23 protein-coding genes and 1 tRNA gene are annotated in these 21,526 nt (G+C 58.8%); 12 read left to right on the top strand and 12 right to left on the bottom strand.

Translation table 11 applies throughout. From position 1 onward, the window contains the following. Positions 1-123: 123 nt before the first annotated feature. The 6 genes from argS to RUM8411_RS01205 all read left to right on the top strand — a co-directional run bounded on the left by argS (position 124) and on the right by RUM8411_RS01205 (position 5,754). Positions 124-1,869 (top strand): arginine--tRNA ligase, encoded by a 1,746-nt coding sequence (gene argS, locus RUM8411_RS01230; RefSeq protein ID WP_085820813.1) that lies wholly within the window; start codon positions 124-126, stop codon positions 1,867-1,869. 88 nt (positions 1,870-1,957) lie between these two features. Then, positions 1,958-3,022, top strand: coding sequence for an SPOR domain-containing protein (locus RUM8411_RS01225; protein WP_085820812.1), 1,065 nt, complete (start codon positions 1,958-1,960; stop codon positions 3,020-3,022). After that, the gene (nagZ, locus tag RUM8411_RS01220) at positions 3,019-4,026 is read left to right on the top strand and encodes a beta-N-acetylhexosaminidase (protein WP_085820811.1); all 1,008 of its coding nucleotides are present in this window, start codon (positions 3,019-3,021) and stop codon (positions 4,024-4,026) included. The genes RUM8411_RS01225 and nagZ overlap by 4 nt, the downstream gene beginning before the upstream one ends. Next, positions 4,016-4,810: a segregation and condensation protein A gene (locus RUM8411_RS01215; RefSeq protein ID WP_085820810.1), complete on the top strand. Its 795-nt coding sequence runs from the start codon at positions 4,016-4,018 to the stop codon at positions 4,808-4,810. The genes nagZ and RUM8411_RS01215 overlap by 11 nt, the downstream gene beginning before the upstream one ends. After that, on the top strand, positions 4,803-5,459 hold the full coding sequence (gene scpB, locus RUM8411_RS01210; RefSeq protein WP_085820809.1) for an SMC-Scp complex subunit ScpB: 657 nt from the start codon (positions 4,803-4,805) through the stop codon (positions 5,457-5,459). Before RUM8411_RS01215 ends, scpB begins: the two co-directional genes overlap by 8 nt. A gap of 64 nt (positions 5,460-5,523) precedes the next feature. Further along, the gene (locus RUM8411_RS01205) at positions 5,524-5,754 is read left to right on the top strand and encodes a hypothetical protein (RefSeq protein ID WP_085820808.1); all 231 of its coding nucleotides are present in this window, start codon (positions 5,524-5,526) and stop codon (positions 5,752-5,754) included. Here RUM8411_RS01205 and RUM8411_RS01200 read toward each other — a convergent pair whose 3' ends face one another. From RUM8411_RS01200 to RUM8411_RS01165, 8 genes are all read right to left on the bottom strand, one after another. Then, positions 5,755-6,834, bottom strand: a complete 1,080-nt coding sequence (locus RUM8411_RS01200; protein WP_085820807.1) for a 2'-deoxycytidine 5'-triphosphate deaminase — start codon at positions 6,832-6,834, stop codon at positions 5,755-5,757. Positions 6,835-6,895: 61 nt separating this feature from the next. Beyond that, positions 6,896-6,972, bottom strand: a tRNA-Pro gene (locus RUM8411_RS01195). A 61-nt stretch (positions 6,973-7,033) separates the two neighbouring features. Then, positions 7,034-7,600, bottom strand: coding sequence for a MerR family transcriptional regulator (locus RUM8411_RS01190; protein WP_085820806.1), 567 nt, complete (start codon positions 7,598-7,600; stop codon positions 7,034-7,036). An 18-nt stretch (positions 7,601-7,618) separates the two neighbouring features. Further along, the gene (ihfA, locus tag RUM8411_RS01185; protein ID WP_037316145.1) at positions 7,619-7,921 is read right to left on the bottom strand and encodes an integration host factor subunit alpha; all 303 of its coding nucleotides are present in this window, start codon (positions 7,919-7,921) and stop codon (positions 7,619-7,621) included. Between the two features lie 96 nt (positions 7,922-8,017). Beyond that, on the bottom strand, positions 8,018-8,989 hold the full coding sequence (locus tag RUM8411_RS01180) for a beta-ketoacyl-ACP synthase III (protein WP_085820805.1): 972 nt from the start codon (positions 8,987-8,989) through the stop codon (positions 8,018-8,020). Between the two features lie 20 nt (positions 8,990-9,009). Then, complete coding sequence (plsX, locus tag RUM8411_RS01175) at positions 9,010-10,098, bottom strand: phosphate acyltransferase PlsX (RefSeq protein ID WP_085820804.1); 1,089 nt, start codon at positions 10,096-10,098, stop codon at positions 9,010-9,012. Positions 10,099-10,120: 22 nt separating this feature from the next. Further along, entirely contained in the window at positions 10,121-10,327 is a 207-nt protein-coding gene (gene rpmF, locus RUM8411_RS01170) for a 50S ribosomal protein L32 (RefSeq protein WP_037316137.1), read from the bottom strand. Between the two features lie 206 nt (positions 10,328-10,533). Next, entirely contained in the window at positions 10,534-11,070 is a 537-nt protein-coding gene (locus RUM8411_RS01165) for a YceD family protein (RefSeq protein ID WP_085820803.1), read from the bottom strand. An 83-nt stretch (positions 11,071-11,153) separates the two neighbouring features. Here RUM8411_RS01165 and RUM8411_RS01160 point away from each other — a divergent pair, with 83 nt between their 5' ends. The 3 genes from RUM8411_RS01160 to RUM8411_RS01150 all read left to right on the top strand — a co-directional run bounded on the left by RUM8411_RS01160 (position 11,154) and on the right by RUM8411_RS01150 (position 14,313). Further along, on the top strand, positions 11,154-11,630 hold the full coding sequence (locus RUM8411_RS01160; protein WP_085820802.1) for an outer membrane protein assembly factor BamE: 477 nt from the start codon (positions 11,154-11,156) through the stop codon (positions 11,628-11,630). A gap of 98 nt (positions 11,631-11,728) precedes the next feature. Continuing rightward, a complete protein-coding gene (locus tag RUM8411_RS01155) occupies positions 11,729-12,463 on the top strand; it encodes a GNAT family N-acetyltransferase (RefSeq protein WP_085820801.1) in 735 nt (244 codons plus the stop codon). Between the two features lie 41 nt (positions 12,464-12,504). Then, positions 12,505-14,313, top strand: a complete 1,809-nt coding sequence (locus RUM8411_RS01150) for an ABC-F family ATP-binding cassette domain-containing protein (protein ID WP_085820800.1) — start codon at positions 12,505-12,507, stop codon at positions 14,311-14,313. 7 nt (positions 14,314-14,320) lie between these two features. Here RUM8411_RS01150 and RUM8411_RS01145 read toward each other — a convergent pair whose 3' ends face one another. Then, the gene (locus RUM8411_RS01145) at positions 14,321-14,872 is read right to left on the bottom strand and encodes a sugar O-acetyltransferase (RefSeq protein WP_085820799.1); all 552 of its coding nucleotides are present in this window, start codon (positions 14,870-14,872) and stop codon (positions 14,321-14,323) included. Positions 14,873-14,881: 9 nt separating this feature from the next. Continuing rightward, positions 14,882-15,637: a 3-hydroxyacyl-CoA dehydrogenase gene (locus RUM8411_RS01140; RefSeq protein WP_085820798.1), complete on the bottom strand. Its 756-nt coding sequence runs from the start codon at positions 15,635-15,637 to the stop codon at positions 14,882-14,884. Positions 15,638-15,845: 208 nt separating this feature from the next. On the opposite strand from RUM8411_RS01140, the gene RUM8411_RS22665 reads away from it, so the two are divergent. Beyond that, the gene (locus tag RUM8411_RS22665; RefSeq protein ID WP_159453845.1) at positions 15,846-16,706 is read left to right on the top strand and encodes a hypothetical protein; all 861 of its coding nucleotides are present in this window, start codon (positions 15,846-15,848) and stop codon (positions 16,704-16,706) included. Positions 16,707-16,793: 87 nt separating this feature from the next. On the opposite strand, the gene tyrS is transcribed toward RUM8411_RS22665, so the two are convergent. Both tyrS and RUM8411_RS01125 read right to left on the bottom strand, forming a co-directional pair. Then, a complete protein-coding gene (gene tyrS / locus RUM8411_RS01130; protein WP_085820797.1) occupies positions 16,794-18,041 on the bottom strand; it encodes a tyrosine--tRNA ligase in 1,248 nt (415 codons plus the stop codon). A 90-nt stretch (positions 18,042-18,131) separates the two neighbouring features. After that, a complete protein-coding gene (locus RUM8411_RS01125) occupies positions 18,132-19,397 on the bottom strand; it encodes an MFS transporter (RefSeq protein ID WP_085820796.1) in 1,266 nt (421 codons plus the stop codon). 264 nt (positions 19,398-19,661) lie between these two features. Between RUM8411_RS01125 and RUM8411_RS01120 the strand changes: the two genes are divergently transcribed. Together RUM8411_RS01120 and RUM8411_RS01115 are read left to right on the top strand one after the other, a co-directional pair. Continuing rightward, positions 19,662-20,723 (top strand): anhydro-N-acetylmuramic acid kinase, encoded by a 1,062-nt coding sequence (locus tag RUM8411_RS01120; protein ID WP_442475983.1) that lies wholly within the window; start codon positions 19,662-19,664, stop codon positions 20,721-20,723. A 33-nt stretch (positions 20,724-20,756) separates the two neighbouring features. Beyond that, complete coding sequence (locus RUM8411_RS01115) at positions 20,757-21,518, top strand: hypothetical protein (RefSeq protein ID WP_085820795.1); 762 nt, start codon at positions 20,757-20,759, stop codon at positions 21,516-21,518. Positions 21,519-21,526: the final 8 nt, after the last annotated feature.

Below are 21,526 nucleotides of genomic sequence, written 5' to 3'. Positions count from 1 at the left end.
TCCGGTTGAAAATTTTCCCCGACACTAACCCGGTTTACGGCTAATCCAAGCCAAAACTGCTTGCTTCCATTGACCTTGCCGCTTTGCGTGGTAAACCGCCGGGCAAGCAAAAGGACATCCGAAATGAACCTGTTTTCCGAGATCCGCGGCCTTGTACTGGACGCGCTGGCACAGATGCAGTCCGAAGGTGCTCTGCCCGAGGGGCTGAGTTTTGACAACGTGGCGGTTGAGCCTCCTCGCGATGCGGCGCATGGCGACATGGCGACCAACGCGGCGATGGTGCTGGCGAAACCGGCAAAGATGAAGCCGCGCGATATTGCCGACGTGCTGGCCGGAAAGCTGGCAGAAGATGACCGTATCACCAGTGCCGAGGTCGCGGGTCCTGGATTTCTGAACCTGCGGTTGGCACCCTCTGTCTGGCAGGGTGTTCTGGCAGCGGTGCTGAAACAGGGCACCAACTTTGGCCGCTCATCCATGGGGCAGGGGCAGAAGGTCAACGTTGAGTATGTCTCGGCCAACCCAACCGGCCCGCTGCATGTGGGTCATACGCGGGGGGCAGTGTTCGGCGATGCTCTGGCAAGTCTGTTGGCCTATTCGGGCCATGAGGTAACCCGCGAATACTACATCAACGACGGTGGCGCACAGGTCGATGTGCTGGCGCGGTCGGCCTATGAACGCTATCGCGAAGCCAACGGTCTAAGCCCCGAGATTGCCGAAGGGCTCTATCCCGGTGACTATCTGATCCCGATCGGTGAGGCACTAAAAGAAAAATACGGCGGCAGCCTGATCGACAAGCCCGAAAGCGACTGGCTGGACGAACTGCGCGAGTTTTCTACCGATGCGATGATGAATCTGATCCGGGCCGACTTAAAGGCGCTGGGCGTCGAGATGGACGTGTTCTTCTCGGAAAAGTCGCTCTATGGTACGGGCCGGATCGAGGCTGCGCTGGACTCGCTGACAAGCAAAGGCCTGATCTACGAAGGTGTGCTTGAGCCGCCCAAGGGTAAAAAACCCGAGGATTGGGAGCCGCGCGAACAGACCCTGTTCAAGTCGACTGAACATGGTGATGACGTTGACCGTCCGGTCAAGAAGTCGGATGGCAGCTGGACTTACTTCGCGCCCGATATCGCCTATCACTATGACAAGGTGAGCCGTGGTTTTGACGCGCTGATCGACGTGTTCGGCGCCGATCACGGCGGCTATGTCAAACGGATGAAAGCGGCTGTGTCGGCCCTGTCTGACGGCCAGGTCTCGCTGGATATCAAGCTGACCCAGCTGGTGAAGCTGTGGAAGAACGGTGAGCCGTTTAAAATGTCCAAGCGGGCAGGGAACTTTGTCACTCTGCGCGATGTGGTTGATCAGGTTGGCCCCGATGTGACCCGTTTTGTGATGCTGACCCGCAAAAACGACGCCTCGTTGGATTTCGATTTCGACAAGGTGCTGGAACAAAGCCGTGAGAACCCTGTGTTCTACGTGCAATATGCCCATGCCCGGATCATGAGCGTGCTGCGCCGTGCGGCCGAAGCCGGGATCGACGCGCAGGACGCGACACTGAAAAGCGCAGATCTGGGCAAGATCGACCACGCCTCTGAGCTGAGTGTTGCCAAGAAACTGGCCGAATGGCCGCGGCTGGTGGAAATCGCTGCACGCACCAATGAACCGCACCGGGTTGCCTTCTATCTGTATGAACTTGCCGGGGATTTCCACGCGCTGTGGAACAAGGGCAACGAGGAAACTCAATTGCGGTTCATTCAGGATGGCGATGTTGCCACAAGCCAGTCAAAAATCGCACTGGCCCGGTCCGTTTCTGTTGTGATTTCAGCGGGCTTGGGTATTCTTGGCGTCACTCCGGCGCAGGAGATGCGGTGAACAACACCGTCCGAACCGCCGGTACGAGGTAGGCAAGAAATGACCCGCGCGCCTTGTTTTACGGCGCGAAACGGGCGGTGAGGCGGACATGGCAAGTTACGATTACTCGGGGCAGATGCGCCCCGAGCAGATGCATTACACGAATCAACCCCATTCTCAGGATGGGTATGATTATTCCGACGACATGCAGGAATATGATCAGGGCGCGCAGGCTGCGGGCCTGGGTCGTATTGTCAACGCGCTGGGTGCCGTTGCTTCTCTGGCGCTGGTCGCAGGGATTGGCGTCTGGGGTTACCAGCTGGTGATGCGCGATGTCAGCGGTGTGCCAGTTGTGCGTGCCATCGAAGGGCCGATGCGCATTCAACCTGAAAATCCCGGCGGAACACCCGCAGATCATCAGGGGCTGGCTGTCAACGCCGTGGCTGCTGTTGGTACGGCCGCACCGCCAGCGGATCGCCTGATCCTGGCGCCGCGCCCGGTATCGCTGACGGATGAGGACACGCCGGTTGAACCTTTGAAACCCACTCCGGCCGTACATTTGGTTGAAGAACAGATCTCGGAGCAGGAGGCTGCGCAGCTGCGTCAGGGCACTGTTGACGCACTGGTCGCTGAACTTGCGGGTGATACGGCAACGCTGGATGACCCCACCGCGCAGGGCGTGCAATTGGCCGCCTTGTCCACGCCCGAGGAAGAGCCTGCCATTGATCCCGCTGATCTGGCGGCGCAGTTGCCCGACCCGGAATTGGCTGCACTGCCAGGTGTCCGGCGCTCTCTGCGCCCTGCCACGCGTCCGGCCCGGGTCACGCGCAGCAGTGCTGGCACCAACAGCAGCACCGAAGACGCCATTAACGCTGCCGTCAAAGCGGCCGTTGGGGTCGATATCGATCCAAACACGTTGGCAAAAGGCACACGCATGGCGCAGCTTGGGGCTTATGAAAGTTCTGATGTGGCGCGCGCTGAATGGAGCCGTCTGAATGGCCGATTTGGTGAATATATGGATGGAAAACAGCGTGTTATCCAGAAAACCTCAAGCGGTGGCCGCACCTTCTATCGGTTGCGCGTTCTGGGGTTTGATAACGTAAGCGACTCGCGTCAGTTCTGTGCTGCATTGCAGGCGCAGGGTGCTGATTGTATCCCGGTTGCCGTTCGGTGACATTTGGCGCTGTCATCACCGATGCCGAAGGCTTGCGCCTGACGTCTGAGGAAAAGAACCTGTTCCGCCAGATGAACCCGTTTGGGTTCATTCTGTTTGCCCGCAACATCGACACTGCGGATCAGGTCCGCGCCCTGTGCGATGACTTCCGCGAGGCGGTGGGCCGCAACTGTCCCATCACGATCGATCAGGAGGGCGGGCGCGTTCAGCGCTTGCGCGCCCCACTGGCGCGCGAATGGATGCCGCCGATGGAGCATACAGGCCGGGCCGGAGATCAGGCGGAACGCGCCATGTACCTACGCTATCGCTTGATCGCAAACGAGCTGTTCGAGATGGGAATAGACAGCAATTGTGCCCCCATGGTCGATTTGGCGCGGGATGACACGCATGCGTTCCTAAGGAACCGCTGCTATGGCACTGATCCTAAAAGAGTTTCAAAGATCGGCAAGGCAGTGGCTAAGGGCCATCTGGACGGCGGTGTCCTGCCGGTAATCAAGCATATGCCGGGGCATGGCTTGTCTACTCTCGACAGCCACCATGATCTGCCGCACGTCGGTCTGACGCAAGAGGCGCTGGAACAGGCGGATTTTGCCCCGTTTCGCGCGTTGAACGATCTGCCGATGGGGATGACTGCCCATCTGGTGTATGACCGGATCGACCCGCAACCAGCCACGATTTCGCCCATGATGATCGGCTTGATCCGCAAAACCATCGGCTTTGACGGGCTGATCATGACCGACGATATCTCGATGAAGGCCCTCAGTGGCACGCCCGAAGAAATTGGCCGTCAGGCGCTGGCGGCCGGATGTGACGTTGTATTGCATTGCAACGGCACGTTTGAGGCCCGCGCAAAGGTTCTGGACGCTGCCGGAGAGATGACCGACCAAGCACAGTCCCGCGCAGAACGGGCATTGGCGATGCGGCAAAAGCCTGCGGAACTTGACATCCAAGCTGCCGAGGCGGAACTATCTCGCCTAATGGGCGGGCAGGTGTATGTCGGATAACCTTTTCAGCGAAGACCCGGTCTCGGTCGCGGATAGACTGGCGGCCGAGGCGTTAATTGTGGATGTCGACGGGTTTGAAGGCCCGTTGGACGTGTTGCTGACCTTGTCGCGCACGCAAAAGGTTGATTTGCGTAAAATCTCGGTTCTGGCGCTGGCGCAGCAATATCTGACCTTTGTCGAAAAAGCCCGCGCGCTGCGGATCGAACTGGCGGCCGACTATCTGGTGATGGCCGCCTGGCTGGCGTTTCTGAAATCCCGGCTGCTGTTGCCACCCGACCCCAATGACGAGGGTCCCTCGGGTGAGGAACTGGCCGCGCATCTGGCCTTCCAGCTTGAGCGTTTGCAGGCCATGCGTGACGCCGCTGCGCGTTTGATGGGCCGCGATCAACTGGGTCGTGACTTTTTCAAACGCGGGCAGGGTGAGGATATCACCCGTATCCGCACGGTGACCTATTCCGCCACGCTGCTGGACCTGATGCAGGGCTATGCGCGCATTCGCACCCGGGACGAGTTTCGCCCCTTTGTGATGGACCGCGATGCCGTGTTCACCATGGAACAGGCGTTGGAGCGGATGCGCCCCCTGATCGGATTCGCGGGAACCTGGACCGATATGGAGACCTATCTGCCCGAAGGGTGGGACGCCGATCCTGTTCGGCGGCGGTCGGCCACGGCGGCCACCTTTGCGGCCTCACTTGAGTTGGTGAAGGAAGGACATATGGAGATCCAGCAAAGCGAGACCTTTGCCCCGATCCATCTGCGAAAGAGGACTGAAAAACGTGACTGACGCCCCCCAGGACGATGGCACCGGCACTCTGTTCGAAGCGCCACCAATGGCCGAACAAGAACGCATGGTCGAGGCCGTGTTGTTTGCCAGCGCCGAGCCTGTGACGATTGCCGATCTTGAAGTGCGAATGCCCCATGGCAGCGACGCAGCACAAGCTGTTGAAATGCTTTGCAAACGGTATGAGGGTCGCGGCATACGTGTGCTCAAAATCGGTGAGGCCTGGGCCATTCGTACCGCCCCCGACCTGGGTTTTCTGATGCAGAAGGAAACGGTCGAGACGCGCAAGCTCAGCCGTGCTGCTATCGAAACCCTGGCCATCGTTGCCTATCATCAGCCCTGTACCCGTGCCGAAATCGAAGAAATCCGAGGTGTCTCGGTTTCACGCGGGACTATTGATCAATTGCTTGAGATGGAATGGATCAGGTTGGGCCGTCGCCGCATGACGCCGGGCCGTCCGGTGACATTTGTCGTCACGCCGCAATTTCTAGATCATTTCGGGCTGGAAAACGCCCGCGACTTGCCGGGACTCAAGGAACTGCGCGCGGCCGGGTTGCTTGAGAACAGGCCCCCCCCAGGCGCGATGCCGTTGGGCGAAGGGCAGGAAGACGGAGAAGACGAGGATCAGACCGAACTGTTCGAGGAAGAGTGATCACACGGCCCTTTTGTTGCCGCAGGAATCACCTATGTTGAGGTTCAGGAAACGGAGTTGAGCAATGAATGCCAATCGGATCATAGACATGATCGTACGTCAGGTCATGCGACGCCTGGTGACGAAAGGCGTAGACAAAGGCTTTGACGTCGCCAGCCGAATGGGTGGTAAGTCCGATGGGACTACGAACCCAGACGCTGGCCAGCCCGCCCCGCGCAATGCGCCACGCCCGTCCCAGAACCTGCGGCAAGCGCAAAAAGTGACCCGCCAGATGCGCAGGTTCATGAAGTTCTGATCAACCGACCGCTTTGAAATGTTTGGACAGCTTCAATCCCTGTCCCTGATAGTTCGATGCGATCCCCGCGCCATATAGCTGGGTGGGCATCTCGGACATCTTCTCATACACCAGCCGCCCCACGACCTGCCCGTGTTCCAGCACGAACGGAGCCTCGTGGCAGCGCACTTCCAACACCCCGCGCGAGCCTGCGCCTCCGGCGGCGACATGGCCGAAACCGGGGTCGAAAAAGCCCGCGTAGTGCACCCTGAACTCACCCACCATGGCCAGATATGGGGCCATTTCCGCTGCAAAGTGTGGCGGTATATGTACCGCCTCGCGGCTGACCAGAATGTAAAACGCGCCAGGGTCGAGGATTATACGCCCGTCATTTGTGCGCACCTCTTCCCAGTATTCCTGCGGGTCGTACTCGCCGATACGGTCCAGATCGATCACACCGGTATGGGGCTTGGCACGGTAACCCACCAAATCGGTTTCCGGCAGCTGCAGATCGACCGAAAAGCCCAGCCCGTCCTGAATCACTGCCGGTCCGTCAACCAGAGGAGATTCTGCGTGCAGTGCTGCCAGTTCCGTATCGCTTAGAACTGCCTGACCCTGCCGGAAGCGGATCTGGTTCAACCGCATCCCCGGGCGAACAAGCACCGAAAAGGAGCGGGGGCAAATCTCGGCATACAAAGGTCCGGTGTAAGCCGCCGGGACCCGGTCGAACTCTGCGCCGCCATCGGTGATGGTGCGGGTCAGTAGATCCAGCCGTCCGGTCGAACTTTTGGCGTTGGCCACCGCGGTGGTGTCTTGCGGCAGGGCCAGCGATTCCATCAGCGGCACCAGATAGACGCAGCCCTTTTCCAGAACTGCCCCGTCCGAGATGTCGATACGGTGCATCTCAAACTCGGCCAGACGGTCCGCGACGGACCGGCCTTCGCCGGCAAGGAAGGACGCGCGAACGCGGTAAGCCACTGTTCCCAGGCGTAAATCAAGGCTGGCGGGTTGGATTTGCGCAGGCAGGACATCGGGGCTGGCGGTGATCTCACCGCGGGCAATCATCGCCTCGATCTGCTGGTTTGGGCATACGCCTGTCATTGCAATCCCCCCTGGTGCCAGAGCGGGATCTGGCCTGTGTGCCATAAACGTCGGTGTGATTTGGTCGGGCTAGCAGGACTCGAACCTGCGACCTTCCGTCCCCCAGACGGACGCGCTACCAGGCTGCGCCATAGCCCGACGTTGAGGTGTTCATAAAGACTTTCCCGGCGGGGGCAAGAGGAAATCATCGCCTTTTTTCTTATCCCGCTGATCGGTTCTCGATCCGGTTTAGAACCGCGCGCAGGTCTTTTGCGACAGGTGCGATTTGCCGCAAGAGCGTATCGTCAAACTCGGTGCGTTTCCATGCCTGCGTGGCGATCCCGCCCAGCAGCGGGGCCTCGTCTAGGAACTCGGGCTCTGGCGCTGGGGGTTGCGCCGAAGGTTTGGCTTCGCCCAGATCCAGATCGATCTGTCCCTGTGGGGCCGGTGGTTTGGCTGCAAAGGGCACAACAACAGTGTCGTCTGCATTGGTGTCCAGATCGGCGGCGTCATCCAGGCCGGGCGACAGAGAGGCAACATGGGCTACGCCCTGTTCACGCAGGATGCGTTGGACGCCCTTGATGGTGATCCCATCCTCGTGCAGCAATTTCTTGATCCCGCCAAGCAGGCGCATGTCGTTGGGCCGGTAATACCGGCGACCGCCTGCGCGTTTGACTGGTTTGACCTGACTGAAACGGCTTTCCCAAAAGCGCAACACATGAGCCTGAACGCCCAGCCAGTCCGCAACTTCACTGATCGTGCGAAAAGCGTCGGGAGACTTGCTCATGATTTTGCCGTCCTGATCTTACTTACGGTTCCCTGCGGCGACGCGATCCTTCATCAGGTGCGACGGGCGGAAGGTCAGAACCCGGCGGGGCTGAATAGGAACCTCTTCGCCGGTCTTGGGGTTGCGACCGATACGGGCGGTCTTGTCCCGAACGCTGAAGGTGCCAAAAGACGATATCTTGACCTGTTCGCCGCGCACCAGGGCGTCAGACATATGGTTCAGAACGCTTTCAACCAGTTGCGCGCTTTCGTTGCGGGACAGGCCCACTTCGCGAAAGACGGCTTCGCTCAGATCCATTCGGGTCAGTGTTTTATCGCTCATGCCAATTCCCCTGTTGATAGCAGAGCATAGGGCCAGGGCAAATTCGCTGTCAATATCAATGAATTGCGCGCGGGTGTGTAAGCCGTTTTGTGCCTGTTACCACCGCAAGAGGACTGAACCCCAAGCCAGACCGCCCCCGATGGCCTCGGTCACCAGCAGATCGCCTTGCTTGAACTGGCCCCGTTGCTTGGCAACCGACATCGCCAGGGGAATCGATGCGGCCGACGTGTTGCCGTGGTCCTGAAGGGTGACCACAACGTGGTCCATCGGGACGCCCAATTTCTTGGCCGTTCCCTGAATAATACGGATATTCGCCTGATGCGGCACGATCCAGTCCACATCTTCGTGACCCAGTCCGACCTTCTCCAGACAGGTTTCTGCGGTCGAGGTCAGGCGCTCGACGGCCTGACGGAACAGTTGATTGCCCTTCATCCGCAGATGCCCGGTGGATTGGGTCGAAACGCCGCCATCAACGTAAAGAAGGTCTTTGTAACGCCCGTCGGAATTCAGGTCTGTCGCCAGAATCCCCCGGTCATCCGGAGTGCCTTCGCCCTCTTGCAGTTCAAGAATCAGGGCACCAGCCCCGTCTCCGAACAACACGCAGGTCGACCGATCCGTCCAATCCATGATTCGAGAGAACGTCTCGGCTCCGATCACCATCACACGTTTTGCCTGACCGGACAGCATCAGTGCGTTTGCATTGGTAAGCGCATAAACGAACCCGGCGCACACGGCCTGAACATCGAAGGCAAAGCCTTTGGTCATGCCCAGGCGCGATTGCACCATTGTGGCGGCGGAAGGAAAGGTCAGGTCAGCAGTTGATGTAGCCAGAATGATGGCGTCAACGTCGTTTGCTGTCAGCCCTGCATCCGTCAGTGCAGCCTCAGCCGCGTTGGTGGCCATATCCGACGTGGTTTCACCTTCGGCAGCAAAGTGGCGGCGTTCGATTCCCGAGCGGGTCCGGATCCATTCATCCGTTGTATCAAGCGTCTTTTCGAATTCAGAATTCGGAACCACACGTTCCGGCAAATAGTGTCCGACGCCTACGACAACTGAACGGCCTGCCATGCTGGGGTACTGCCTTTTTGTTATTCGCCCGCCTTTGGCGGAGCGTGTGCGGCATCTTGTGCAAGCTCGGCGGTCGATGCAACCCGTGCGGCCAATTTTTCGGCAAAGCCGGATTGCGCCAAGGTAAAGGCCAGCTTAACCGCCGCAGAGACCCCGGTTGCATCCGCGCCGCCATGGGATTTGATCACAGTCCCATTGAGGCCCAGAAAGACCCCGCCGTTCACCCGGCGCGGGTCGATGCGCTTTTTCAGACGTTGCAGCGAGGTGATCGCCAGAACCGAAGCCAAACGCGACAGGGGAGAGTATTTGAACGCCTGACGCAGCAGGTCTCCGATCAGGCTGGCGGTGCCTTCACCGGTCTTGATGGCGACGTTGCCGGTAAACCCATCGGTTACAATGACATCCGCCTTGTCACCGGGAATGTCGCTGCCCTCGACAAATCCGACAAAGTCAAAGCTGGCCCGATCCGCGAAATCCGAGATCATGGCATGCGCTTCTTTCAGCTCAGCCCGGCCTTTATGTTCTTCGGTGCCCACGTTCAGCAGGCCGATACGCGGGCGTTCCAGCGCCATGCCGTTGCGGGCATAAGAGGCACCCATCAGTGCATATTGCAGCAAATCCTTGGCGTCGGCGCGCACATCCGCACCCACATCCAGCATCACGTTGAACCCCTGCGGGTTGCGCGAGGGCCACAGAATCGCAATCGCCGGACGGTTCACGCCTGGCAATTTGCGCAATCGCATCATCGACAGCGCCATCAGCGCGCCAGTATTGCCGCAGGAAACTGCGCCATGGGCCTCGCCCTGACGCACTGATTCCAGCGTTGACCACATCGAGGTCTGTTTGCCGTTGCGTACAACCTGGCTGGGCTTGTCCTCCATCGTGACCACATCGGGGCAATCACGAAAAACGACGCGCCCCTGCAGGACACGCCGTTTGGCGACAAGTTTGCTCAGCACTTGTTCAGGTCCATGCAAGACGAACGCGATGTCGGGGTTCTTGCTTGCCGATTGGGCAATGCCCGCCACAACAGCAGCGGGCCCCGAGTCACCACCCATAGCGTCAACGGATATGGTAATCCGTCCGGTGTGCGTGGGCTGTTCTGTCATGCCTGGCCTGCGCTTTAAAGGCTTAGGCCGCGTCTTCGTCCAGGTCGATTTCGTCGGCCTGAGCGACGACTTCGCGATCATCATAGTGGCCGCAGGACGCGCAGACGTGGTGCGGGCGCTTCAGCTCGCCGCAGTTTGCGCATTCGTTCGGGTTTGCAGCAACCAGAGCGTCGTGTGCGCGGCGGTTGTTGCGACGCGACTTGGAAACTTTGTTCTGTTGGACGGCCATGGTCTCAACCTTTGTATACTAAGGGCCAACAGATTTGCTGTCGGCCGGGTTTCATTCTTTGTTTATCTCGTGGTTTGACGCGCGTTTAGGGGACGGGCCCCGCAATGTCCAACCCAAATTCCGATGAGCGCGCGAAAATACTGCGATTCTCGACATGTTCAAGCGATTTTTCTGAGGGCCTGCTATGACAGGAAAACAGACCTATGTCACTCGTCTTTTTTCAGCGCATCGCGCAATCCTGCCAACCCGGCAAAGGGCTTTACATCTTCGTCAGTCATAGCTTGTTTGCCCGGCTCTGTGAAATCGGCCTGCGCCAGTTCAGCACCATCTTTGCGCGGGTATTGGGGCAGGGCCAGCGACAGGGCCTCGATCATGACTTGGGCGGGATCGATCACGGGGCCAAGAGGCTCAGAATCGTCACCCTCAGGGATTTCGAACTCAGGTTCGTCGGGATCATCCAATTCAGCCAGAAACGCCCGCGACACGGGCGTCTCGATCCGCGTAGTGACCGGTTCCAGCGTTACAACGCAGGGCTGGATCACCGTCGCACCCAGTTTGCCCTGCAATACCCAGTCGTGTTTGCCCTGCGCTTGTACGTTGCCGACAAAGCTGAGCTTGCGCAGACCTAACAGGCCCAGCTCCTCTTTGATCGCGTCCAAACGCGGTGCGTCGGGGCGCAATTCGAACGCGGTTGGCGCGTTTTGGGGCAGGTCGGCCACCCGCAGAGATGTAAGCTTGCTCATTCGTGACCCTTTCCTGTGTTGAACCGGGGCTGCGGTTTCTGTATCGGATAGGGGCCGCAAGGGTCCAAGGCAAGAGGGTGTGAATGTTGAAGGTTGTGAACAGGTTGAAACCAGCGTCGAAAACGCTTGTATTTGCGGCCTGCCTGGCAGTGGCCGGGGCGTGTACGCCCATCTTTAAGAATCACGGATACATACCGCCCCCTGAGGATCTGGCCGAAATCAAGGTCGGCGTGGACACCCGCGAAAGCGTCGAAGAGGCGGTTGGCGCCCCAAGTTCTTCGGGTGTGGTGCGCGATTCAGGCTTTTACTACGTCCGATCGCGTGTGCGCCACTATGGGCCAAAGCGCCCCGAGGTGGTCTCGCGCGAGTTGCTCGCGATCAGCTTTGATGACCGGGGTGTGGTACGCAATATCGAACGGTTCGGTCTGGAAGACGGCATTGTCGTGCCGCTGGACCGTCGCATAACCGAATCCACGATCGAGAATCGAGGCTTCTTGCGTCAACTGTTGGGTAACATCGGTAACTTTAACCCAGCCAATATCCCGGGCGCTTCGAATTAATTCGACGTCCGGTCTTGCCTTGGTCACAGGACGGTCACACGTCTTGTGATAAGGACACAGCAAGATGATTCAGGTCGGCAACCTTGGAGGATGCGACCATGGCACTACTGCTTGGCAAAGGCCGGTATCGCGCCTGTCTTGCGCAAACTGCGCAGGACATAGGGGCGGCGCAGCAATTGCGCACGTTGGCCTTTGGGACCGACCACACAGATCAGGACGATTTCGACCTGCTCTGCGCACATATCCTTGTTGAAGATACGCGCGACAACGGGCGATTGGTCTGCTGCTTTCGCATGCTGACAATGGAGAACGGGTCAGAGATTGACCGCAGCTATTCGGCGCAGTTCTACGATCTGTCCGCACTGGAAGGTTTTCAAGGTCGGCTGGTCGAAATGGGTCGGTTCTGCATTCATCCAGACTGGAACGATCCGGATATCCTGCGCGTCGCCTGGGGGGCGATGACCGCTTATGTCGACCAGAACAATGTTGCGATGCTGTTTGGCTGTTCGTCTTTTGCCGGGGTTGAAACTGCGGAGTATCTGGATGCCTTTGCGATGCTGAAACACCGGCATCTGGGCCCCAAGCGCTGGTTGCCGCGGGTTAAGGCACCGGATGTGTTCCGTTTTGCGGCTCGTCTGCGGCGCAGGCCGGATGCGAAAAAGGCGATGCTGCGGATGCCACCCTTGCTGCGCACTTATCTGATGATGGGCGGCTGGGTCAGTGATCACGCGGTGGTCGACCGGAATATGAACACTCTGCACGTCTTCACCGGGCTCGAGATCGGAGCGATTCCACCCGCCCGCAAACGCCTGCTGAGGTCGGTGGCCCAGTAATCGCCGTTGACGCCTTGGCCTTGCCGGTTTAGCTGGCGGGCATGGCGAGAATTCCTTTATTGCAGATGTCCGGCATTTCCCTGACCTTCGGGGGCGATCCGGTTTTTTCGGGGCTGGATCTGGTGATTCAACCGGGCGACCGTGTTGCACTGGTCGGGCGGAACGGGTCCGGCAAGTCGACCCTGATGAAGGTGATGGCAGGTCTGGTCGAACCCGACCGAGGTGACATCGTGATTCCCCCGGGGAAATCCGTAGGTTACATGGAGCAGGACCCCAGCATGGAAGGGTTCGCCACCTTGGGCGATTATGCCTCCAGCGGGTTGGAACCGGGTGAGTTGTATAAGGTCGAGCGTGCCGGTGAGGGGCTGAAATTCGATCCTTCACGCCCGATCGAAACCGCCTCGGGCGGTGAGAGACGACGGGCGGCCTTGGCCAAGCTTATGGCCGAAGCTCCGGATCTGATGTTGCTGGATGAACCGACCAACCATCTGGATATTGAGGCCATCGCATGGCTGGAGCGTGAGCTTGGATCAACACGAGCCGCGTTTGTGCTGATCTCGCATGACCGGGCCTTTCTGCGCGCCTTGACCCGCGCGACATTGTGGATTGATCGCGGTGCCGTGCGACGGCAAGAGCAGGGGTTTGAGGCGTTCGAGACTTGGCGCGACAAAGTTTGGGAAGAAGAAGATCAGCAACGGCACAAGCTGAACCGCCTGATCAAATCCGAGGCCCGATGGGCCGTCGAAGGTATCAGCGCGCGGCGCAAACGCAATCAGGGCCGGGTCCGCGCCTTGCAAGACTTGCGGAGCGAGAAAGCGGCCCAGATCAAACGTCAGGGTTCGGCCGCTATGGCGTTGGAATCCGGACCGAAATCTGGCCGAAAAGTGATTGATGCCAAAGGTTTGACCAAATCGTATGGTGCGCAACAGATCGTCCGGAACTTTGATCTTTTGGCGCAACGCGGTGACCGCGTAGCGTTTGTTGGGCCCAACGGCGTGGGCAAGACAACGCTGTTGAAAATGTTGCTGGGCCAAGAGGAGCCGGATGAGGGTTTGGTAAAATTGGGCACCAATCTTGATATTGCCGTGTTCGACCAGACCCGTGCACAGCTGGACCCAGAGATGAGCCTGTGGGACAGCCTGACCGGTGATCCCGAGATGCGGGTGTCGGGCAAGGCCGATCAGGTGATGGTCGGTGGCCAGCCCAAGCACGTGGTGGGCTACCTCAAAGAGTTTCTGTTTGACGAAAGACAGGCAAGAGCGGCCGTTAAGTCCCTGTCAGGTGGGGAAAAAGCGCGGTTGCTACTGGCCAAGCTGATGGCGAAGCCTTCGAACCTTTTGGCGTTGGACGAACCAACCAACGATCTGGACGTCGAAACCCTGGACCTGTTGCAAGAACTGCTGGACGATTATGACGGCACGGTCCTGCTGGTTAGCCATGACCGAGATTTTCTGGACCGCGTGGCAACCACGACAATCGCGATGGAGGGCAATGGCCGCGCCACGGTTTATGCGGGCGGGTGGTCGGATTACATTGCCCAGCGAGGCGATGAAACTCAGAAGAAGGAAGAAAAAACAAAATCTTCCAAGCCGAAGGTCAAGCTAGAGGAGCAGCCAAAATCTGGCCTGTCCTTCTCGGAAAAACACCGGCTTGAAAAGCTGCCCGCCGAAATCGCGCGGCTTGAAGCCGAGATTGGCAAGCTCGAACAACTGATGTCCGATCCCGAATTGTTCACCCGTGAGCCGGTCAAGTTCCAGAAGGCCACTGAGGCCCTTGTTGAACGGCAGGCCAAACTATCTGTTGCGGAAGAAGAGTGGTTGGTTCTGGAAGAAAAATCCGAAGGCGCGTAATCGCGGCTCAGGAACGTCTCACCGGCCGCGCCGGATTGCCGACAACCGTATCCCCGGCAGCGACATCTTTGGTCACAACACTGCCAGCCCCGATTGTGGCGTTGTCACCGATCGTAACCCCGGGCAGCAAAATGGCTCCGCCACCAACCCAGACGTTTTGGCCGAGGGTGACCGGCAGACCAATCTCCAACCCCTGCGCGCGCTCGGTCGGGTTTTTGGCGTGCCGCGCGCAGTAAATCTGCACATTGGGGCCAAACATCGTGTCATCTCCAACCCGAACCGGGGCGGTGTCCAGTACCACGCAGCCGGCGTTGAAATACACCCGGTCTCCCAATTGCAGGTTCAATCCATAGGCACAGTGAAACGGTGCTTCGACAAAGCAGTCTTGCCCAACTGATTTGAACAGGGCCCGCAATTCGGGCACCATCGCGCCACGTGTATCCGGCGCGCAGGTGTTGTGCGCATGGACCGCGCGCCGGGCCTGCGCGCGCAACGCATCCAGTTCGGGGTCCAGACAGCAATACCACTGCCCGGCCTGCATTTTTTCCCGCTCGGACATCGGCCAGACCTAGCGCATCCGAAGCGCGCCGTCGATGCGGATGACCTCACCGTTCAGGTAGCCCATTTCAACGATGAATCCGGCCAGCCGTCCATATTCATGCGGATCGCCCAGACGGGCAGGGTTGGGAACGTCGGCGGCCAGTTGCTGCTGTACCTCTTCGGGCAGACCCGCCAGCATCGGCGTCATGAAGATGCCCGGTGCAATGGTCATCACCCGGATACCGGTCGAGGCCAGATCGCGCGCCATGGGCAGGGTCAGCCCCACCACGCCACCTTTTGAGGCCGCATAAGCCGCCTGTCCCTTTTGGCCATCAAAAGCAGCGATCGAGGCGGTGTTGATGATCACACCGCGTGCACCGTCGGGCTCGGGCTCATTCCTGGCCATTTCAGCGGCCGCCAGGCGCGAGACGTTGAATGTGCCGACCAGATTGATATCGATGGTGCGCTGGAACGCGTCCAGAGGGTGGGGGCCGTCCTTGCCAACGGTTTTGATGCCATAAGCGATGCCCGCGCAATTCACCGTGGCGGTGATCCGATCCATTTTGTTTCTGGCATGCACAATTGCTGCAGCGACCGAGGTTTCATCCGTTACATCCGTTTCCGCGAAATGCCCGCCGATTTCGTCTGCAACCTGCGCTCCGCGCTCGGCATCTCGGTCTAAAATAGTGACCTGCGCGCCCTGTGCGGCGAAATGGCGGGCGGTGGCTTCGCCCAACCCCGAGGCGCCGCCGGTGATGATCGCGGCTGTAGTGGACAATTGCATGGCAGGTTCCTTCAATCGGGATTTGAACGTATGTTCATTTAATCCGCAGATTTAGCCGCTGTCCACAAGATTTGCGTTGGTTTTCTGGGTTTGAGTCGGTTTCTCAAGGTTTTCTCAGATGGCCTTTAGCTTAGCTTAATGCGCGAGTCTCACATCGAGAGCAGAGATGTAAAGCGTCGAGGGGGCGCTGTGTAAGGAGATGAACGTTATGGGTAAGAGTATGAAACTGGGTATGTCTGCATTGGTGGCCGCGCCCTTCCTGGCCGTGATCGGCGCGACCAGCGCCGCAGCTGCACCGGAAGTATGCAATGCGAAGACGGCGCGTGATGCGGCAAATCGTGGGGACTATCAGGCAATGTGTGATTGTACACATGTTACGCCCAGCTTTTTGCAGCGTCTGCAGACCCGGTCAGATTTCGCAACGACGTTGCGCAATACCACAGCACAATGCCCGGGACTGGCTTCGCTTTTGACCGATCAGCCAACGGGGTCGATTGGTACAGCAGAGATTCCCGGTGAGGCCCGTAGCAATGAGCAGTTTGCCCAGGCCGACCCTGACAACGGCGGTGGTGGCACCGGGTCCGGTGACGGTGGCGGCGATCCCGGTGACGGCGGCGGCGATCCCGGTGACGGAGGTGGCGATCCCGGCGATGGCGGAGGTGACCCCGGTGACGGAGGTGGCGATCCCGGCGGCAACAATGGCGGCGGAAACGGCGGCAACAATGGTGGTGGCGGCCACGGCGGCGGCCACGGTGGTCCCGGGAATGGGAACGGGAACAACGGAAACTCCGGAAACGGCGGCGGCAATAATGGCGGATCGGGACCGGGCACCGGTAACGGCGGTGGCAATAACGGGAACGGCAATGGCGGCGGCGGTCATGGCAACGGTGGTCACAACGGCGGCGACGGAAAAGGCGGTGGTAAAGGTGGCCACGGCGGCGGCAAAGGCGGCGATGGCAAAGGGGGCCACGGCGGCGGCAAAGGCGGTGATGGCAAAGGGGGCCACGGCGGCGGTAAAGGTGGCGACGGCAAAGGTGGCGGTAAGGGAGGCAAAGGTGGAAAGCACTAGCTGGCCTACCCTAAACGGCTGCACAGTCTGAAATAGTAAACGGCCACCCAAAGGGGTGGCCGTTAACCGTTCTTCATAGTGTTTTCCTTAGCCCATCTGAACCAGAGCATGGCGCTTCTTGCCTGCGCTCAGCTTGAGCGGTGAGGACAAGGCGCCAGCGTCAATCACCAGCCCCGCATCGGTCAACGGCGCGTCGTCCAACTTGGCACCATTCTCAGCAATCAGGCGCTTGGCCTCTTTGCCGGACTTGGCGAGCCCGGATTTCACGATCAGTTGCACGATCGAGATCGGCATGTCCTCGGCACTCAGGGTCAGGGTCGGCAGATCGTCCCCAACACCGCCCTTTTCGAACACCTCACGAGCGGTCGCTTCGGCGTTTGCCGCGGCCTCAGTCCCGTGCAACAGGGTGGTGACCTCATTGGCCAAGCGGATCTTGGCCTCGTTGATCTCGGAGCCTTGCAATGCGCCCATGCGGTCGCATTCATCCACCGGCAGTTCGGTATACAGCTTCAAGAACCGGCCCACATCGGCGTCAGTGGTATTGCGCCAGAACTGCCAGAACTCATAGGGCGAGCGCATCTCGGGGTTCAGCCAGACCGCGCCGTCCTGCGATTTGCCCATCTTCTTGCCGTCGCTGGTGGTCAGCAGGGGCGAGGTCAGACCATAAATCTCGTGATCCAGCACGCGGCGGGTCAAGTCGATACCGTTGACGATATTGCCCCACTGATCGCTGCCGCCCATCTGCAGAACACAGCCATAGCGGCGGTTCAGTTCCAGAAAGTCATAGGCCTGCAGGATCATGTAGTTGAATTCGAGGAAGCTCAGCGATTGCTCGCGGTCCAGGCGCGATTTCACCGATTCAAAGGACAGCATCCGGTTGACCGAAAAATGCCGCCCGATGTCGCGTAGGAAATCGAGGTAGTTCAGACCGTCCAGCCATTCTTCGTTGTTCAGCATCAGCGCTGCGTTTTCAGCGTCGGTGTCATAGTCGATATAGGCCGAGAATACCTTTTTGATGCCCGCAATATTGGCGTCGATCTGTTCGGGCCCCAACAGTGGGCGCTCATCCGAGCGGAAAGACGGATCGCCCACCTTGGTGGTGCCGCCGCCCATCAGGGTGATCGGTTTGTGACCGGTTTTCTGAAACCAGCGCAGCATCATGATCTGGATCAGGCTGCCCACATGCAGTGACTGCGCCGTGGCATCAAACCCGATATAAGCCGACTGACACCCGCTGATCAGCGCTTCGTCAAGGCCCTGATAATCGGTGCAGTCGGCGAGAAAGCCGCGCTCGATCATCGTGGCGATGAAATCCGATTTGGGGTGGTAGGTCATATCGTGCCTCGGGATTGATGTTGCGGGGCTTTGTATAGGACCGTGCATTGCTAAGTAAAAGGCACCTTTGCCAATTTAAACCTGCATGTTTCAGCTTTTGGTCGAGGGCAGGCGAAAGGCGTAGAGCATCGCGAGCAGGTTCAATGCGGCCAGCACGATGATTGGTGTAACCGGATCATGCAGATGGGCCACGGCCCCAAGGATCGCAGCAAACACCATACCGACCAACCCGGCGCTGACATCACCAAGTGCGACCAGATAGGGGCGCTCTTTCTCAGAAGTCATGTCGATGATGTAAAGATAGCGCCCATAGATCACCCCATTGCCGCCAAGCGAAAGCAGCAAAATAATCAGCGCGTATAGCCACACATCCTGCGCATAGCCCAAATAGGTGAAGATCAGCGCCATAACGGCGGACAGGGTCGAGATCAGGCAACCCAGCCACATCACCGGCTTGACAGAGATCCGCCCGCTGAGCCACCCCCATAGGATCGATCCGATCACCATCCCTAGGCTGGCGGCGATTACAAAATAGCTGAGCGAGTGTTTGGTGCCGACATGAAGTGTCGCGGCGTGGATCGTATAGAACGGCATGGCCAGTTCAACTGAGACAAAAATCAGTCGCGCGGTCAGGAACTTTCGATACCACGGATAAGCCATGCCGGTCTTGAACCCGGTTGCCAATTCGGCCAGCGGGTGGGGTTTCTTTTTGGGCGCGGGTGCAGGGGCTGCTTCATCCTCAAGCAGGCGCACCCCGGCAAAACTGATGCCGGCGGCAAACATGGCAAAGACACCGCACCACAGAACCACGATATGGCGTTGCATGGGCTGGTCCGAGGCCAGTAAGTCGCGTGTCAACCAAACCACCAGAATAGCCAGAATGCCCGAGACGGTGGCCTGCGCGAACACCATGCGGTTGCGTTTCGTATCGGGAATGGAAATGCCGTAAATCTGGCTGGTGCCAAGGCTGGCGATTCCCTGACATAATCCCATGACGGTCGCTGTGGTCAGGAACAACAGCACAATCAGTACTTTTGGTAAGCCCGTTGCGAGCAGAGCAACAACTGACAGAATGACCGCCGTCATGATATTGGGGACATACACCGCCAGCTTCGCGCGGGTGACCTTGTTGATGAAGGGCGACACGAATATCTCGGCGATCAGGCGAGATCCGGTGACGAAAGGCAGCAACATCCCTGCGAAAAACGTGGGCGCTCCTAAAGCCAGATACAGGAACGGCAGAACCAGATTGGGATTAACCAGTTGTCCGCCAATGGTAGCCAGAGATCCTGACCAAAAAATCAGCTGATAATTCCGACCGTCCGAGGGTGGTTTTGGGCTTTGTGTGTCAACCATGGCTGTTCGCTGCGGAAAAGATGTTCCGCAATCGTTACTCAGGCAGAGATTGTCTGCAACTGTTCAGCTGGCCATCTGTGGTTTAAGGCGCGCATGTGATCCCAAATTGCACATTTGGCGCAGGATGTCGCTTGCTTTGGGGGGCGGTAAAAAGGCAGGTTGAGCGCGTCGCCGCCGTCAATCGGTGCGGTTGAACATAAGAACAATGAGGTGAACGTGAACCGGGCCATCAGGAAAGTCGGGGCCATCAGGGCCCTTGGGGCGATGTCTGGCACGTCGCTGGACGGTGTCGACGCGGCCATTGTTGAAACGGATGGGCACCTGATTCTTGGCTTCGGTCCAAGCGACTATCGCCCCTATTCAGATTCTGAACGCTCCGATTTGCGGAACAGTCTTGGCCAGTGGCACGGGCCTGCGGTGGATAAGGCGGCTGAACTGGTCACCTTTGCCCATGCCGAGATCATGTCCGAGTTTGAAGAGATCGACCTGATCGGTTTTCACGGTCAGACTCTTGCACATGACCCGCGCGGGCTCGGGACGTTGCAGGTGGGCGATGGCAAGGGGCTGGCACAGGCACTGGGCGTACCGGTTGTCTGGGATTTCCGCAGCGACGATGTGGCCATGGGCGGCGAAGGCGCGCCGCTGGCCCCATTTTTTCATTTTGCCTGTGCCAAATGGATCAAAGCAGACGAGCCTCTGTGCTTCCTCAACCTCGGCGGGGTGGGGAACCTGACCTACGTGGACCCCAGCTTTGATGGCCCCGAGGAACCCGGTGCGTTATTGGCGTTTGACACCGGCCCCGCCAATGCGCCGGTGGATGACCTCATGCAGGCCCGCCTTGGTCTGCCCATGGACCGCGATGGCGCAATTGCGCGCGGTGGCACGGTCGAGACCGGCGCGCTGGAGCTGTTTCTGGCCGAGCCGTTCTTTAACCGCATGCCGCCGAAATCGCTGGACCGCAACGACTTTGCCGAGATGATCAGGCTGGTGCAGGAGCTTTCGGATGCGGATGCTGTTGCCACCCTGACCGGCATGTGCGCCGCAGGCGTCGTACAGGGGATGGAGTATTGCCCCAAACCCCCAGCCCGCGTTCTGGTCACCGGCGGCGGCCGGCACAACCCGGTGCTGATGGAAATGCTGCGGGTCGCGCTCGACTGCCCGGTCGAGCCGGTCGAGACCGTCGGCCTGAACGGAGACATGCTTGAGGCGCAGGCCTTCGCCTATCTCGCCGTCCGCGTCGCGCGCGGCTTGCCGACGTCCTGCCCGGGTACGACTGGGGTTAAGGCACTTGTGGGCGGTGGTGTGGTAAGTGGTGTGATGCGATGACGAAGAACCGAATTTGAGAGCAATAATTTTGGCATGATAGTCAAGTATTTATTCGATGATCTAAGGTCAATTTTCGCCGCGTGCATGGCGTTCGGTGCGACCGAAGCCATTGCGCAAAGCCAACCAAGCGACTTGATACTGAGAGTGCGTTTAGCGTCCGCCTCTTTTGAAGCTTTGAAATCGGAAACACGATTTTCTTGCGCTCATCCAGAGAGCCCAGTTGTCGTCGAATTGTCTGTTGATCTGACCCCAAACAGTTACGATTCCGCGCCTTTTCGCCAGACTGAACTGACCCCAAACTCGGTCGTGGTGCGGCGCGATGGAACTTTGGAAAATGACAGACCTAAGGAATCCTGGCAAAAGACAGTTTCGACAGCACGGTTTACCAAAGGTTTTGTCAGTAGATCGCAGCAAGAAGAATTGACCGACCTGACATTTCAGGGGTCATTGTTCTTTTGCGATTACGAAGGTTTTCCCACTTTTGTTGGAGCGGAATATACTGTCTCGGGCACGATTGGTGCGTTCACACTGCTGCATCACCAGGCGTTTGCAACACAACTGAGTTGGACAGTTAGTTACCGAAGCTGGAAACAGGTTTCACATGACGGAAAGCAGATTGTGATTCCCAAGGTCAGGAAACCCTCTGGCCAAAAAGCTAACAAAGTCGGTTTTTTGTCTTTCGAATTGAACGATGTCGCTGTTCCGCTCATCCCTGAGCGTGGCGATCAGCAGTTGCTTGTAAATCTGATTGTACATGGCGAAGTCGCTGTTACCGAAGAGCGCCCGACGCCATGAAGTGGCGC

This window comes from Ruegeria meonggei (assembly GCF_900172215.1).
Classification (GTDB): domain Bacteria; phylum Pseudomonadota; class Alphaproteobacteria; order Rhodobacterales; family Rhodobacteraceae; genus Ruegeria; species Ruegeria meonggei.
Note: the sequence above shows the minus strand (reverse complement) of the source record. Positions and strands in the feature narration are given on the sequence as shown.